Source organism: Macrococcus sp. S115 (assembly GCF_030067655.1).
Taxonomy (GTDB): domain Bacteria; phylum Bacillota; class Bacilli; order Staphylococcales; family Staphylococcaceae; genus Macrococcoides; species Macrococcoides psychrotolerans.
This window is the reverse complement of the sequence record NZ_JASJES010000006.1, coordinates 72,619-88,558: the sequence shown is the minus strand read 5'-3', so window position 1 is coordinate 88,558 and position 15,940 is coordinate 72,619. Positions and strand designations below refer to the sequence as shown.

The following is a 15,940-nucleotide window of genomic DNA, read 5'->3' as shown; positions in this document are numbered from 1 at the left end:
CTCACCTCAATTTTATTATGCCATAATAGTCAACAAACAAAAAATACCAGCACATGGCTGGTATTTTTAAAGTTCTATTTCCGCTTCTACTCCGAAGTGATCGCTCACAATTGCTTCTGTTCTTCCATCAAATACTGTACCGTGATGTAATACCTTAAATTCAGGGGTACTGAAGATAAAGTCAATTCTTAGCTTACCATCGTTTTCTTCCCACCCTGCAATATTTTTCTCGATGGTATGACTGCCTGTTCTCTTTTTTGCGACTGTATATGTATCTTGTATATTCGCGTCACTTTTTAATACATATGCATATCCCTCTGTACCTTCTGGATTATTAAAGTCTCCCATTAAAAGCTTCGGCAGCTCATAATGTGACAATGCATTAATTGTATTATTCCATTCATAGCTGAACCCTTCTGCAAATGTCGTCCACCACGAGTAGTGACAGCTGACTGCGAGCATTTCATTATCGCCTACATTTGTTTTTCCAAATAGTATCTTTCTTGATTTATAGTCATCAGGACTTTCTTCTATCGAAACAAATACTGCATATGGATCAATCGGTGCTTTAGATAGCAATGCACTACCTTCATCATAGATATCATAGCCAATATGACTCATCGCGTAACTCCAGTAATAGGTTACACCGAGGGCACGTAGTTTTTCTACAATTTCGTATGCGAAGTTGCCTTCTTTAATAGGCGTTTGATCCAATAGAGGGCAAAGATTATTCGGTGCATCAATCACGTCATTCTCCGATAATTGATTTACTTCCTGAAGTGCAATAATGTCATAGTCTGCTTTCAGTATACGCGCCACGATAACATTTAGTTTCTCTTCTTGATTGTCTTCTAACCAGCTGTGGGTATTTAATGTTAGTACTTTCACTGCATTCGCTCCTTATCATTAATTATCCCCATTATAACGAAAAGACAGTCCAAAGACTGTCTTTTTGATTAAACTGTCATCGTACCAACTGTTTCACCTTTTTGAACGATTCCTGTTTTATTTAATTGTAATGTATCAACTTTATCGCTATTGGTCATTACGATAATAATTGTCGTATCCTTACCTTCTGCTCTTACTGCTGCGAGATCCATATAAGCTAATGTATCTCCAGCTTTTACCTTCTGACCGTCATTGACAACAACGCGTGAAGCTGGTTGTTTCATTTGAACTGTTTCAATACCCATATGCACGAGCACTTCTATCCCATCATTCGTTCTAATACCGATTGCATGTTTCGTTGGGAAGATACTGATGATTTCTCCATCTACTGGCGATGCAACTTCTTCTGATTCGGGCTTTACTGCATAACCTTCACCCATCATCTTCTGCGAGAATACCGGGTCGTTCACAGAAGTAATATCGATGACTTCTCCGTCTGCAACTGCACGTAGTTGATGTACATGACCTGTAAATCCAGCACCATCAGAGTTGGCTAGTATAGTTGGCTGAACCACTGTTTCTTCTGGCTCTGGAATATCAGCGCCTGACTGTAATAAATCTTCGATATCTGATTTTAATACGTCTGCTTTAGGACCATAAACAGCCTGTACACCGTTATCTTTCACGATTAATCCCATTGCTCCAGCTTTCTTCCATTCTGTTTCTGTCGCAACTTTAGCTTTATCATTAACACTTACTCGCAGTCTTGTCATACAAGCGTCGACATCTTTAATATTCTCTTTCCCACCTAATAAGTGAATGACTTGAATCACTTGCTTATCTGCTGCTACAACTTCTGTTGCGTTAGATTCTCCATCAATCTCATAATTTCCGTTACGTCCTGGTGTTGCAAAATTGAACTTTTTGATTAAGAGATTTGCAATGAAATATGTTGCGATTGCAAATCCAATCGTCGTTAAGACAAAGTTAATCAAGTCGCCACCAAGTCCTGCTTTAAGCACAAGAGGTGTACGTGTTAATAATTCGATTGTCCCAAATGAATGAACGCGTAGGTTGATGACGTCTGCCATCGCGAATGCTGCACCTTGAATTACTGCATAAACTGCATATAGCGGCGCTGCAACAAACATGAACATAAATTCTAAAGGTTCTGTTACACCAGTTAAGAATACTGCGATTGCAGCTGATAAATACATTGATTTATATTTTGGTTTCTTGTCTTTATCAACATTACGGTACATCGCATAAGCAAGCCCCATTAAAATACCGCTTGAACCAATCATTTGTCCTACTTTAAAACGTGCAGGTGTAAATGTATTTAATACGTGATGATATTGCGCTGTATCTCCAGCGTGATTTAAGTTTACTAAATCTGTTGCCCATGCTAGCCACAATGGATCTTGTCCATACACTTTCGTCCCTGCTTGTGCACCAGAAAGAATTTCATATGTTCCACCAAGTTGCGTATAGTTAATTGGAATTGTAAGCATATGGTGTAATCCGAATGGTAATAATAAACGCTCTAAAAATCCAAATAAGAACGGTGCTAAGATAGGCGCTGTATCCTTAGATGTTGCAATCCATAGACCAAAGTTGTTAATACCAGCTTGTATATAAGGCCATACGATTGATAGTACAATTGCTACAATTGTCGACCATAAAATAACGACAAACGGTACAAAACGTTTACCATTGAAGAATGATAATGCATCTGGCAACTTACGGTAGTTATAATATTTGTTATATGCATTGGCACCAACAAATCCTGCGATAATCCCTACGAACACACCCATATTTAAAGCCGGTGCCTCTAACACACTCGTAAAGAACCCTTTCACCATAATCTTAGTGCCGAATAACGTGTGTGTAAACGCTTTGTCATCTGCTAACATTGCACTGTTTACACCAAAGACCGCACCTGTAATACGGTTGATTAATATAAATGCGATTCCTGCTGCAAATGCCCCACCTGCACGCTCTTTCGCCCAGCTTCCTCCGATTGCTAACGCAAAGAGTAGATGTAGATTTCCAATAATCGCCCAACCTATACTCTCTATGACACTACCAATTGTAATCAACATCTGCATATCCGGACTGATTAATGGAATCGATTTCCCGATACTGATCATCAACCCAGCAGCTGGCATTACTGCAACAACGACCATCAATGCTTTTCCGAACTTTTGCCAGAATTCAAAACTTAATAATTTTTTCACTACATTCAACTCCTTTTATTTTTATGCAACCGGTTTCGTTGAATTCAATATATCACTGTAACTTATTTTTGTAAATAGTAACTTTAATAAGCTTTTATAAGTGTATTGACTAATGCAATCGTTTGCTCCATCATAGAGATAAATCATGTAACGTGGAGGAAAACTATGGCAATAACCGTTAAAGACGTTGCACACGCTGCAGGTGTTGCAACAAGCACAGTGTCACGCGTGATCAATGATCATCCGAGCATCTCACAGGCGACAAAGAAGAAAGTTCAGAAAGTAATGGATGAACTCGGCTACGTTCCGAATATTTCTGCAAGAAATCTTGGGAAGCGTACGACGAGTGCTATAGGCATCATTTTGCCACCACTCGATTCCAAAGAGCGTCTTGCTAATCCATTCTTCCTTGAAATTATTGAAGCGATAAACGGGGAAGCACGAACTCATAACTTAACCACAGCTCTTGCAATTGCGAAAGACATCGATACATTGTTCGAGAATGTTAAAGCGATGCATACTGAAAAGCAAGTTGGCGGCTTTATCATTACATACTCTGTCATTGATGATCCTATCATTGAATATTTGCGTAAACATAGTATTCCTTTCGTATTAATCGGACAACCTTATGACGCACTTTCAAATACAATTTATGTAGATAATGATAACCAGCTCCTCGGTCAGCAAGCGACTGATTATTTAATCAAAAATGGCCATCAAAACATACTCTTTATCACAAATACGACAACAGAGAACATTTTCTATGAACGATACTTCGGCTATCAGAAATCGATGATGATGGCACAGTTAAATGCACATCAAAGCCTGACACTAAATGCGCCAGATGACTACATCAAATTTGAAGATAAAATACAGGCTACAAATACGACAGCAATTATCGCACTGGATGATATTTTCGCTTTGCGTATTATTCAGCTGGTTGAATTATATGGTTATAGAGTGCCAGATGATATTTCAGTGATTAGCTTTAACAATTCAATATTTTCAACGCTCACGCATCCTTATTTAACAACGCTGGATATAGAAACTGAAAAACTCGGTCAAATAGCGATGCATAAACTTGCAAACCTAATAAAAGGTGACAGAATAGAGGGCACGCGTTTTGTTATTCCACATAAACTGATTGAAAGAGAAACAGTAATCGCAAAAAGGCACGCATCAAAATGATGCGTGCCTTTCATTCTTTAATCGTCTTCACAAACGTAAACAGTACCACCGTCTGTAGGAACAACATTATTCCAAGTCCAATCCTAATATATAAATGATCGACCATATACATTGAAAATCCAACAACGATATATACTGACAGTAATAGTTGAAATTTCTTCTTCATCGTATATCCTTTTTGTTCATAAAACTCCTGTACATAACTTTTATATAGCCTTGTTCGCACGAGCCATTCATGAAAACGATCAGAACTGCGTGCGAAACAGAATACTGCCAGCAGTAAAAATGGCGTTGTTGGCAAAAGTGGTAATGCTGCACCGATGAAGCCAAGTACAGTCGATATGATTCCTATAGCAATCAAAAAATATTTCACAAGCATTCTCCTACAATTTGTTCGTATCTTAATAGTATAGGAATTTAGTATGTTTTACCAACAAGTTAGTAAAGTAATACTTGTGACAATTACGTGGCATTATGTTTAAATGACTTTACAATATATTAAAACACGCTTATTCTTAATTGTGAAATTAATCACGAATAAAGAAAAGAGATGACCTGAATGTTCGGAATATCATTGTCCGGGTTAATATTACGCTTTATCATCGGTGGTGCTGCAGTAGCTGGCGCATCTATCATTGCAAGTAAAGTAGGTGGTAAAATCGGTGGTATCTTTGCTACACTTCCTGCTGTATTTCTAGCAGCAATACTTGCACTATCAGTCGATCACCACGGCGAAAATTTAGTAAATGCTTCGATGAATTTAAGCAGCGGTGCCGTCATCGGTATTACGAGCTGCATCTTAACTGTTACCTTCGCATCATACTTTGTACCTAAGACAGGATTTAAGAAAGGCGCTGTGTTATCAACGCTTTGCTGGTTTGTTATTTCTTGCGTATTATTCGCATTCAAAAATATCTAAAGGAAGTCTTTCAGATGAAAATAAAAATACTATTATTAAAATTCCTCATCGGCGGAAGCACTGTTGCTTTCAGCTATATCATTTCAAAAGTAATCCCATGGGAAGATTTTGGCGGTATATTCGCAACATTCCCCGCTGTATTCCTCCTTTCCCTTGTAATTGCAGGTATGGAGTACGGTAATAAATTTGCAACGAACGTATGTCGCGGTGCTGTATTCGGCATGACTGGCGGTTTGATCAGCATACTCGTTACATGGAGTATGTTAAGCACAACTTCAAACTATGCTCTGAGTATAGTTACAGGATTTATCGCATGGTTTGGGAGCGCGCTTACAATTTCTAAAGTTGTCAGCCTCGTTCATCATGCTGTAGCACATAAATCCCTTAAACATTCCTCTACACACGCAAAATAAGGTAGAATACCTGCTAGCACAAGCTCATTTAACCCTGCTAAAAATGCCATCATCGCAAGTAAAAACAAATTAACCTTCATTATAACCTCCAAAATAAAAAGCGCCTTCCATATCGGAAGGCGCTGTAATCATCATATAAATGAAAACCGGCACAAAGCCACCTTTAGAAATATTATAAAGCGCATAAAATGAGTTGTAAACACTATAACCCAAGCTCACGCATCATCGCTTTATGCTGTTTATCCTGCTTTACTGACACTTGATCAATATCAAGATCACGTGCTTTACTTTCTATTTCTTTCATTGAATATGTTTTAAAAACATCTGACACTTTCATATCCAAAGCTTCAGCAACTGCCTGAATCATTTTCTTCTCTTCAAGCGTTACATAAACATTCATCATCGGCATAAAATCATTCCTTTCAATATAGTTATCATAAATAAAACTTAAAGAATTATCTAGTGGGACGTATTATACATGATAAAACGTCACATCTCCATAGCTTTTAAATTGGTTGTCTTCAACAATAACGATACCGTTATCTCCTATCGCATATACCGGAATATTTCTTTCCATGATTACTTTATCAATATATGCATCATGGTCGTCGGACTTCTCATAATGAACTTCAACATCAAATCCATGTAACAATTCTAAACTATAATGATAGGAGAAGTGATTATAATCCTTGTCAGGCGTAATGTGGAAGTTTTCAATCTGAACCATCGCACCTGCGCTGAAACCAATAACTGTTCCTTTAAACTTCTGAATCGATTTTATTACATCCATATCCTTCAGACGCTTCATCATTAAATCTGGGTATCCTCCCGAGAAGAACAGTACATCCGCTTTATTAATCTTCTCTTTTAAAGTCCGAGATGTATCGGAATAATACTTTGCCCAGGAAATATCTTTTTTATTCACTCCAAAACTCACGAGCGGATTCACCATCTGTAAATAATATTTGCTGCGGAGTCCATATATTTTCAGCCAATCTCGTTCATTTTTTACGATATCACCAAATGCGAAAGGAATGACGAGCACTTTTTTATTTTCTAAGTACTTCTGTAATATATTATTCCAGCTTGATTTGGCCTGGAATGTGCTCATGAGTATGTTTGTCATAGATGTCACCTCGTGTAAATTTTTATTAATTTTACCACAACTGTTGACCTTAACGTTGCGTAAAGGTGTAATTTAATTAAAGGAGGTGATGCAATGTATTATACAGTAAAAGCAGTAAGCGAACTTACAGGTATAAGTGCACGCACTTTACGCTATTATGACACGATTAATCTACTTAAACCACATCATTATACCGAATCAGGTTACCGCATGTATTCTTCTAAAGAACTGGACCGTCTGCAGTTGATATTATTTTATAAATCATTGCAGTTCTCTTTAGAAGAGATAAAGGGAATGTTAACAAACGGGAATACATTATCACACCTCAGCATGCAACGTGAGCGCTTAATCGAACAGGCAAATCATATCGATAAACTTATTAAAGTCATCGATAGCACAATTTCATATCAAAAAGGAGAGATTCAAATGACAGAACAACAGAAGTTTGAAGCATTTAAAGAAGAAAAACTGAAAGAGAATGAAGTATTATATGGTAAAGAACTGAGAGACAAATATAATGAAAAGTCTTTAAATAAAAGCCATGCGCATTATAAATATTTGTCTCAAGATTCATATGATAAGACGGTGGATACCGAACGTAAGATGTTTGGATTATTAAAGGTCATGATAAATGAAAATCTGGACATTAGTGATTCAATCGGTAAAGAGATTTTTGAATATCATAAGTCGTGGCTTGAAATAATGAGCGGGATGTATAGCACTGAATATCATAGAAATATGGCATCACTTTACGTGCAGGATGAGCGATTTGCACAGTACTATAACGACCGTGTTGAAGGAAGTTGCCAACGTTTAAGCGAAACGATTTTGCATTACACAAAATAAATAATATTTTCAAAATTGTAATTTGTCACCCTTGTTTTATCGGTATATATTAAAGTAGAGGTGACGAAATGTTTGTAAAAACTTATGAGCCAAGCTCTTATGTCAAATATTTATTTGAAGTGCAAGGTCGAATAACCTTAGACGATTTCGATGAAGCACAATACAAGCGTTTATATTCTGGCTATATAGGAGAAAAACAGTTTTACGAACGCATTAAAAATTGCGGTGGTACAAAGTTATGGGATCTGAGGTTAAATTATCACGGTGAAGTTCAATATGATTTTCTTGTGATTCATGATGGTTATTTATTTCATTTTGATATTAAAAATTTTTCCGGGCATTATGCTTTTATTGATAACAACTTTGTCAGTGAACAGAACTATGTTATCAAGGATCCTATATCACAATTTAAGGGAGCGCATATTAAATTGAAGCAGTTTTGCATGAAACATAATCTGGACTATAAAATATTAAGCTATGCCGTGTTTATTAATCCGGACTTTATTGTTACAGGATTTAATGGTCATTCACATATTATTTTTCATAAGGATATCGACCGTATTGTAAATGCGCTCATTAAACCACCAAATGATGTTGATATTAGTGCTTTGACGACGCTTTCTAAATTCCATAAAAAAGACAGCAAACATGAAAGAATATACTACTATCCTTTCCAGGATATGAAGAAAGGAATAAAGTGTCCTTCTTGTAAAAATTTTTTAAGATCGTTTCAAAATAAAGAACGACGTATTATTTGTGAATGTGGCAGACGTGTTTCAAAGCAAGAAGCTGTACACATCGCATTCGATACCATAGCACTTCTTAAACAAAGTCATGTAAAAACATCTGAAATTGTTGACTTCACAGGTATAGGAAAAACGACAATCAAGAAAATTATGAGCAAAAACTATGCATCGATAGGTAAAACATGTGGAAAAGCTTATATCGCTTCTGAACATGCATCATTTATATTGAAAGAAAAGCATGATGAATATACTTATAAAATTGTCTGGGTAAATGACTGAGGTGTAGGTGGCGGACTTTACCTTTGTTCGCCACATACAGCGATAAACATCTAGTTCTCACTACCTAGGTGGCGAACTTTACCTTTGTTCGCCACATACAGCGATAAACATCTTGTTCTCACTACCTAGGTGGCGGACTTTACCTTTGTTCGTCACATACAGCGATAAATACCTTGTTCCCACTACCTAGGTGGCGGACTTTGCCTTTGTTCGCCACATACAGCGATAAACATCTAGTTCTCACTACCTAGGTGGCGAACTTTACCTTTGTTCGCCACATACAGCGATAAACATCTAGTTCTCACTACCTAGGTGGCGGACTTCATCTTTGTTCGCCACATACAGCGATAAATATCTTGTTCTCACTACCTAGGTGGCGAACTTCATCATTGTTCGCCACCTCTGTTTATTATATTCATTTTCAATTCTACTCTTGAAATATATTACTTTCCATTGTAAAGTAGTAAAGTCTACAAAATAATATTTCGGAGGTATTTAATCAGATGGAAAACTGGTTAACTTTTTTTAACGTCTTAATTCTTAGTATTCTTATAGGATTACTAATTCTAATGCATAAGAAACACATTTCATTTTCAAAGCGTGTTTTTACTGGTATGGCACTCGGGATTCTTCTCGGAATTTTTCTTCAAGTTGCCTATGGATCTGGCAGCAAGATAACTGAAAATACGCTTGACTGGTATTCAATTATCGGTAGCGGATATGTTCAACTACTTATGGTTATCGTCGTACCGCTAGTCATGGTGTCAATTATTCGCTCGATTATCAACTTAGATGCTGCAGACCGTTTAGGTAAGATGGCAGCATGGGTTATCGGAACTTTAATCACGACGACATTAGTCGCTGCACTTATTGGTATCGGATCCGCACTACTCTTTGATTTAAATGCAGATCAAATTCATATCGGACAAGATCAAAAAATGCGCGGTACAGAGATTCAGCAGAAATTTGATACGATGGAACAAAAAACGATGCCTCAACGTATCGTGAATTTCATTCCGTCAAATATCTTTATGGATATGACGGGTGGACGTCCGACTTCAGTTATCTCTGTTGTTATCTTTTCATTTTTAGTCGGTGTTGCTGTGCTTGGCGTACGTCGCAAACAACCTGAACATGCGGAAATGTTTACAAAGATGGTGGATGCTATATTTGCTGTTGTTATGCGCCTTGTCACAATCATCTTACGTTTAACTCCATTCGGGGTGCTTGCGCTTATGGCAAATATGATTGCCAGCACAAACTTTGCTGGCATTATGGAGCTTGGGAAATTTGTGCTTGCTTCATATGCTGCACTTATTACGATGTTCATTATTCATCTCGTTCTTGTAGCTGTATTTGGATTAAACCCAATTACATATCTTAAAAAAGTTATTCCGACCTTAATCTTCGCCTTCACTTCTCGTTCTAGTGCTGGTGCAATTCCACTTAACATTTCTGCACAGAAAAATGCACTTGGAGTGGATGATGCAACTGCGAATATGTCAGCATCATTCGGTGCAACGATGGGACAAAATGGATGTGCAGGAATTTATCCAGCGATGCTTGCAGTGATGATTGCACCAACTGTAGGTATTAACCCACTGTCACCTGAATTTATCATTCAACTCGCAGTGATTACCGCAATTAGTTCATTCGGTGTTGCAGGTGTTGGTGGTGGTGCAACGTTTGCAGCGATTATTGTGCTTTCATCTATGGGATTACCTATCGCACTTGCGGGTGTATTAATTACTGTTGAACCATTGATTGATATGGGACGTACTGCACTAAATGTAAATGGCAGTATGCTAAGTGGTACGGTAACTTCTCGTATGCTCGGAACATTTAACCGTAATATCTTTAATGACAAGCACGCAGTTGTGGAACAAACTGAAGCATAAAAAATAAGATCCAGCTCTGGATCTTATTTTTTATATATTCTTATTTCAGGTTCTCTATAGTTTTCTATCACTTCATTTAATACTTCAATACTTTTAACAAAATATACGTTGTCTCTATCTGCTTGTGTCAGAAAACCTTTATCGACCATATTGTCATAGAATGCTTCTAAAAGGTCATAATACCCACTCTCATTATATAAAATGCAAGGTCTGTCATTTTGTCCAATACGTGACCATGAAACGACTTCACTAATTTCTTCTAGCGTGCCGGGTCCTCCTGGTAATGCGATACAAACATCTCCTATTTCAAGAATTTTATTCTTTCGTTCGGACATGTTATCTACTACGATTAAATCCGTCAAACCGTTATGTGCAATTTCTCTATCAGCTAGAAACTTTGGAATGACACCAACTACACGTCCATCATGTTCGAGCACAGTATTTGCAACTTCTCCCATTAATCCTACATTTCCTCCACCATATACAAGGGAATGGTGATTATCAGCAATCCACTTACCTAATGTTCTCGCATTTTCTAGATAGATGGCTTCATTCCCTTCACTTGCACCGCAATATACAATAATTCTCATTTCACTTCCACCTTTATCAATGTATACTTTATTATCTCAAATTGTTACGGTTTATTCATCGATTAACAATCCTTTTTGTACACATTGATGAATCAAGTCTTGTGCGTATGCCCAGATTTCAGGTGCATCTTCACCGATAAACTGTTTTTTACGCACGACCTGGCTTTTTGTCAGATTGTATGGATTATAATTCACTTCACTAACTTCATGTAAATTGATAAGTGCGATAAGGGAATCTATAATTCGCGCGTACTTCGCTTCATGACTTTCTCCACGTTCAAATGTTTCCCATAAAGAAAGAATGGAAGCTTGAGAAGCTTGCGGCAGGCTCGCAATCACCTTACTTAAAGAATCCCTCTCTCTTTCAAATGCATCAGCCTTTCCTTCGTCATCAAATACCCAGGTGTCCCCTGCATATATTTCTCCTAAATCATGTACGAGTAACATTCGAATGACCATTGAAATATCAATATTTTCTGGATAATACGGAGCAAATTCATTAGCGATAAGGGCGGCTTGCCATGAATGCTCTGCACTGTTTTCAAATCGACCGTCCAGCGTATCGCTTCTGCGCTTCACTGTTTTTAGTTTTTCAATTTCTCGAGCAAATTCTGCCACTGCCTGAATTGTCATTATATCCTCCTTATTTATCTTTGAAATATTCATCTACGATCGGTTTAACTTTTTCACCGTATAAACGAATTGAATTCATCATCAGTTCATGTTTCATCGATCCTATAGGTAAATGTAGCATAAAGCGATTTAAACTCAGTGCTTCTACAGTTTTAATAATTTTTTGAGCGACTCGTTCTGGACTACCTACATATAAGGCACCGTGCTCGATTTCATTCATAAACTGCGCTTCAGAATACATTGGCCAGCCTCGTTCTCTTGCTAAACGATCATGACTCGCTTTCGTAGAAGGATAATATGCTTCAAAGGCTTCTTCATCAGTCGCTGCAACATACCCCCACGAATGCGTTGCAATAAATGCTCGATCTGCATCAAAACCAGATGCATTCAATGCATGACGATAAACATCTACATTATGTTTGAAACGTTCAGGATTACCTCCAATTATCGCATATGTAATTGGTAACCCCAGCATACCAGCTCGAGCGGATGACTCTGGTGTACCACCCGTGGCAATATGAATCGGCAATTCTTTTTGTACTGCTCTTGGCACCACAATCTTATTATCAATTGAAGGTCGATGATGCCCTTGCCAATTAACAACTTCATTTTTATTTACTTCTAATAATAATGCAAGCTTCTCATCGAATAATTCGTTGTAATCATTTAAATCGTAACCAAACAAAGGAAATGATTCAATAAATGACCCACGCCCCGCCATAATCTCTGCACGTCCATTACTAATCGCATCTAATGTCGCAAAACGCTGATACACACGTACAGGATCATCACTTGACAGAACAGTTACTGCAGAACTTAATTTAATATCTTTCGTTAAACCTGCAGCTGCAGCAAGCACCGTCACTGGGTCTGATACTGCATAGTCTTCACGATGATGCTCACCAAGACCATAGATATCAAGACCCAGCTGATCAGCAAGCTGTATTTCTTCAACGAGATTTCTGATACGTTCATCTGCAGGAATGGCCGGCAGTTTCCCCTCCATCGTATGAATTGAACCGTTATCTCCGAATGACGTTAACCCTAATTCTATTTTCATCCTCTCACTCCTAGTATATTTTTTATATCTAATTAAAATTATATATCACTTTCACAAAAAATCAAAATTAAAAAAACGGGTATCAATCGATACCCGTTCATCCTATTTCACATCATAACCTTGATCTTCAATGGATTGTTTTACATCAGCAATATTTACTGATTCGTCATGCGTAATTGTTGCAAGTCCTTGTTCAATATCTGCTGCTGCGCCACTTACGCCTGCGACTTCTTTCGCCGCACCTTCTACAGCCGATTTACAATGTCCACATGTCATACCACTTACTTTTAATACTGTTTCCATAATAGACTCCCCTTTACTTCTATTTTATTTAATTTTAACAGATTTGAGTCTTAGAGCGTTACTGACAACACTTACTGATGATAATGCCATAGCAAGACCAGCAATCCACGGTGCTAATAAGCCTAATGCTGCAAATGGAATACCAATAACATTATAACCAAACGCAAATCCTAAGTTTTGTTTTACATTTCGAATTGTTGCATGGCTAAGTTTAATGGCTTCTGGAATCAGTGTCAGTTCCCCACCTAGTATCGTCACATCAGCCGCTTCTATCGCGACTTCTGTCCCCGTACCGATAGCAATTCCGATATCACTTAATGCAAGCGCTGGCGCATCGTTTACTCCGTCTCCCACCATGGCTACTTTTCTGCCTTGTGCCTGCAATGCTTTAACTTTCTCTGCTTTATCTTCCGGCAAGACTTCAGCGATTACTTCATCAATGCCAACTTCACTTGCAATTGCTTGAGCAGTACGTGTATTGTCACCGGTTAACATAATTACTTCTATGCCCATCACTTTCAGTTCATCAATGGCATCCTTCGCACTTGGTTTCACCGTGTCCTGGACTGCAACGACACCTTGCACTTTACCTTCATAAGCTATCATCATCGCAGTTTTACCTTGCGCTTCAAATAATTGCATATTGGGCTCAAATGTTGCTATTTCAATATTATACTGCTGCATCAGCTTGCGGTTACCAACATATATATCTTCATCATCAATTTGTGTATGAATTCCGTGTCCTGGCACCGCTTCAAAGTGTGATACTTCTTTCAACGATACTGCTTGTTCTTCAGCATACTTTACAATCGCACTTGCTAGCGGATGTTCTGAAGACTGCTCACTACTTGCTAAATATTGAAGTGCACGATCGTCTCCTGTGAAATCTGTTACTTCAGGTTCACCTTTTGTTATCGTTCCAGTCTTATCCAAGACAATAGTATCGATTTCGTGTGTACGTTCCAGATGTTCTCCGCCCTTAAAGAGAATGCCGCGTTCTGCTGCTCGACCTGTTCCTACCATAATAGATGTCGGCGTTGCGAGCCCTAATGCACATGGGCAAGCAATAACAAGTACTGATATCGCTGCAACAAGTGATGCTTCAAACCCTTGCTTAACAAATAACATCCATACGATAAACGTGAGTATCGCGATGCCTACAACAATCGGGACGAAATATCCAGATATAATATCTGCCATACGTTGTATCGGTGCTTTAGAACCTTGTGCTGATTCTACTATCTTGACGATTGACTGCAAAGCAGTATCCTTACCAACTTTCGTAGCTTCCATTGTGAAACTACCATTCTTATTCATCGTAGCACCGATAACCTTATCACCCATATGCTTCTCAACAGGAATCGATTCACCAGTTAACATAGATTCATCAACAGAAGAGTTACCTTTAATAATAACACCATCTACCGGCACTTTCTCGCCAGGCTTTACAATGATTTGGTCTCCTACTTGCAATGCATCGATGCTTACCATCTGCTCTTTGCCATCTCTCATAACACGTGCATCTTTCGCCTGTAAGTTTAATAGACTCGATAATGCATTTGTTGTCTGTGATTTCGCACGTGCTTCCAGATACTTACCGAACAATATTAATGTAATCAATACCGCACTTGTTTCGAAGTAAAGGTGCGGATCATTCGTTAAACCTCTCATCCATTTAATACTCTCGTATAAACTATAGAAGAATGCTGCACTTGTTCCAAGTGCCACGAGTACATCCATATTTGCTGATCCACTGCGCAAGCTTTTATAAGCACCAGTATAGAACTGCCATCCAATAATAAATTGCACTGGAAACGCAAATGCAAACTGAAACCACGGATTCATAAAGATATGCGGCAAATGAATTCCGAACAGATGCGTCAACATCGTAAGTAGTAGAGGCAGAGACAGTACCGCTGCTAATATCAATTTATACTTTTTACGTCGCAGTTCATTTTCTTTACGATCTGACTGCTCCTCACTCTTAAGCGTTGCATCATATCCTAGTTTCTTAATACGTTCAATAATATCAGACTCATCCATATTTCCCGGATAATAATCGACCGTTGCAACCTCAGTAGAAAGGTTCACCGTAGCATTCTGTATAGCAGGCTGTTTATTCAATACCTTCTCAATACGATTCGAACAAGCCGCGCACGTCATACCAGTAATATCAAATTCTGCATGTGCTGGACGGACTTGATATCCTAGCTTATCTATACGTTCAGAAATATCACTCAAACTCAATTTATCTTCATCATAATGAACGGTTGCTCGCTCTGTCGTTAAATTTACCTGAGCTTCGACACCATCCATCTTATTCAGCACTTTCTCAATACGATTCGAACAAGCTGCACACGTCATCCCTTCTATCGGTAAAGTAACTTCTTGTTTCGCCATACATATCCACTCCTTATTTATTGAACTGCTTCAATACTTTCATCAACTCTTCGATTGAATCGTTCCCATCACCTGCTTTAATCGCGTCACTCACACAATGCTTCATATGACGCTCTGTGATCGCATAACCTACCTGTTTCATCGCTGACTCAATCGCACTTATTTGAACGAGGATATCGACACAATAACGATCTTCTTCTATCATCTTCTGAATACCGCGCACTTGACCTTCAACACGCTTTAAACGCTTGATTAACCTTTCTTTCTCTTCATGATCTCTCGGTGTCGCAATATGCTGATGCTCCGACATATCATCATCTCCTATACTGTATGGGGGTATCTTTCGTTTCATCCTCATTTTATACCCCTGTAAGGTATATGTCAAATCATTAAAAAAGGTATCATGCATTGTCA

General features: G+C 38.1%; 17 protein-coding genes and 1 pseudogene. 6 read left to right on the top strand and 12 right to left on the bottom strand.

Going from position 1 to position 15,940, the window contains the following annotated elements; all coding sequences use genetic code 11:
• Positions 1-66 precede the first annotated feature (66 nt).
• The 3 genes and pseudogenes from QNJ52_RS08300 to QNJ52_RS08290 all read right to left on the bottom strand — a co-directional run.
• The gene (locus QNJ52_RS08300) at positions 67-888 is read right to left on the bottom strand and encodes an endonuclease/exonuclease/phosphatase family protein (RefSeq protein WP_283722290.1); all 822 of its coding nucleotides are present in this window, start codon (positions 886-888) and stop codon (positions 67-69) included.
• Between the two features lie 68 nt (positions 889-956).
• Positions 957-1,463, bottom strand: a complete 507-nt coding sequence (locus QNJ52_RS08295; RefSeq protein WP_283722320.1) for a PTS sugar transporter subunit IIA — start codon at positions 1,461-1,463, stop codon at positions 957-959.
• 36 nt (positions 1,464-1,499) lie between these two features.
• Positions 1,500-3,125 (bottom strand): annotated as a pseudogene (locus QNJ52_RS08290) (PTS transporter subunit IIBC); the annotation flags it as partial.
• Between the two features lie 165 nt (positions 3,126-3,290).
• Here QNJ52_RS08290 and QNJ52_RS08285 point away from each other — a divergent pair.
• Entirely contained in the window at positions 3,291-4,313 is a 1,023-nt protein-coding gene (locus tag QNJ52_RS08285) for a LacI family DNA-binding transcriptional regulator (RefSeq protein ID WP_103214184.1), read from the top strand.
• 10 nt (positions 4,314-4,323) lie between these two features.
• On the opposite strand, the gene QNJ52_RS08280 is transcribed toward QNJ52_RS08285, so the two are convergent.
• Positions 4,324-4,692: a YbaN family protein gene (locus tag QNJ52_RS08280; protein ID WP_413474923.1), complete on the bottom strand. Its 369-nt coding sequence runs from the start codon at positions 4,690-4,692 to the stop codon at positions 4,324-4,326.
• Between the two features lie 180 nt (positions 4,693-4,872).
• Between QNJ52_RS08280 and QNJ52_RS08275 the strand changes: the two genes are divergently transcribed.
• Together QNJ52_RS08275 and QNJ52_RS08270 are read left to right on the top strand one after the other, a co-directional pair.
• The gene (locus QNJ52_RS08275) at positions 4,873-5,232 is read left to right on the top strand and encodes a DUF3147 family protein (RefSeq protein WP_283722288.1); all 360 of its coding nucleotides are present in this window, start codon (positions 4,873-4,875) and stop codon (positions 5,230-5,232) included.
• Positions 5,233-5,252: 20 nt separating this feature from the next.
• Positions 5,253-5,645, top strand: coding sequence for a DUF3147 family protein (locus tag QNJ52_RS08270; RefSeq protein WP_283722319.1), 393 nt, complete (start codon positions 5,253-5,255; stop codon positions 5,643-5,645).
• Between the two features lie 202 nt (positions 5,646-5,847).
• Here QNJ52_RS08270 and QNJ52_RS08265 read toward each other — a convergent pair whose 3' ends face one another.
• The gene (locus QNJ52_RS08265; RefSeq protein ID WP_219493721.1) at positions 5,848-6,054 is read right to left on the bottom strand and encodes a hypothetical protein; all 207 of its coding nucleotides are present in this window, start codon (positions 6,052-6,054) and stop codon (positions 5,848-5,850) included.
• Between the two features lie 63 nt (positions 6,055-6,117).
• On the bottom strand, positions 6,118-6,771 hold the full coding sequence (locus QNJ52_RS08260; RefSeq protein ID WP_283722286.1) for a Type 1 glutamine amidotransferase-like domain-containing protein: 654 nt from the start codon (positions 6,769-6,771) through the stop codon (positions 6,118-6,120).
• A gap of 93 nt (positions 6,772-6,864) precedes the next feature.
• On the opposite strand from QNJ52_RS08260, the gene QNJ52_RS08255 reads away from it, so the two are divergent.
• The 3 genes from QNJ52_RS08255 (at position 6,865) to QNJ52_RS08245 (ending at position 10,540) form a co-directional block, all read left to right on the top strand.
• Positions 6,865-7,617: a MerR family transcriptional regulator gene (locus QNJ52_RS08255; RefSeq protein ID WP_283722285.1), complete on the top strand. Its 753-nt coding sequence runs from the start codon at positions 6,865-6,867 to the stop codon at positions 7,615-7,617.
• A 68-nt stretch (positions 7,618-7,685) separates the two neighbouring features.
• The gene (locus QNJ52_RS08250) at positions 7,686-8,642 is read left to right on the top strand and encodes a nuclease-related domain-containing protein (protein ID WP_283722284.1); all 957 of its coding nucleotides are present in this window, start codon (positions 7,686-7,688) and stop codon (positions 8,640-8,642) included.
• 503 nt (positions 8,643-9,145) lie between these two features.
• Positions 9,146-10,540 carry an L-cystine transporter gene (locus QNJ52_RS08245; protein WP_219493717.1) on the top strand — a complete coding sequence of 465 codons (1,395 nt, stop codon included), beginning with the start codon at positions 9,146-9,148 and terminating at the stop codon, positions 10,538-10,540.
• Positions 10,541-10,563: 23 nt separating this feature from the next.
• Here the strand turns inward: QNJ52_RS08245 and QNJ52_RS08240 are convergent, their stop codons facing one another.
• The 6 genes from QNJ52_RS08240 to QNJ52_RS08215 all read right to left on the bottom strand — a co-directional run bounded on the left by QNJ52_RS08240 (position 10,564) and on the right by QNJ52_RS08215 (position 15,836).
• Positions 10,564-11,130, bottom strand: a complete 567-nt coding sequence (locus tag QNJ52_RS08240) for an LOG family protein (RefSeq protein ID WP_086037993.1) — start codon at positions 11,128-11,130, stop codon at positions 10,564-10,566.
• 51 nt (positions 11,131-11,181) lie between these two features.
• Complete coding sequence (locus tag QNJ52_RS08235) at positions 11,182-11,763, bottom strand: HD domain-containing protein (RefSeq protein ID WP_283722283.1); 582 nt, start codon at positions 11,761-11,763, stop codon at positions 11,182-11,184.
• A 10-nt stretch (positions 11,764-11,773) separates the two neighbouring features.
• Complete coding sequence (locus tag QNJ52_RS08230; protein WP_283722282.1) at positions 11,774-12,823, bottom strand: LLM class flavin-dependent oxidoreductase; 1,050 nt, start codon at positions 12,821-12,823, stop codon at positions 11,774-11,776.
• A gap of 102 nt (positions 12,824-12,925) precedes the next feature.
• Entirely contained in the window at positions 12,926-13,126 is a 201-nt protein-coding gene (locus QNJ52_RS08225) for a cation transporter (protein ID WP_050742418.1), read from the bottom strand.
• A 24-nt stretch (positions 13,127-13,150) separates the two neighbouring features.
• Positions 13,151-15,526 carry a heavy metal translocating P-type ATPase gene (locus tag QNJ52_RS08220; RefSeq protein ID WP_283722280.1) on the bottom strand — a complete coding sequence of 792 codons (2,376 nt, stop codon included), beginning with the start codon at positions 15,524-15,526 and terminating at the stop codon, positions 13,151-13,153.
• Between the two features lie 13 nt (positions 15,527-15,539).
• The gene (locus QNJ52_RS08215) at positions 15,540-15,836 is read right to left on the bottom strand and encodes a metal-sensing transcriptional repressor (protein WP_086037988.1); all 297 of its coding nucleotides are present in this window, start codon (positions 15,834-15,836) and stop codon (positions 15,540-15,542) included.
• Between the last annotated feature and the right edge of the window lie 104 nt (positions 15,837-15,940).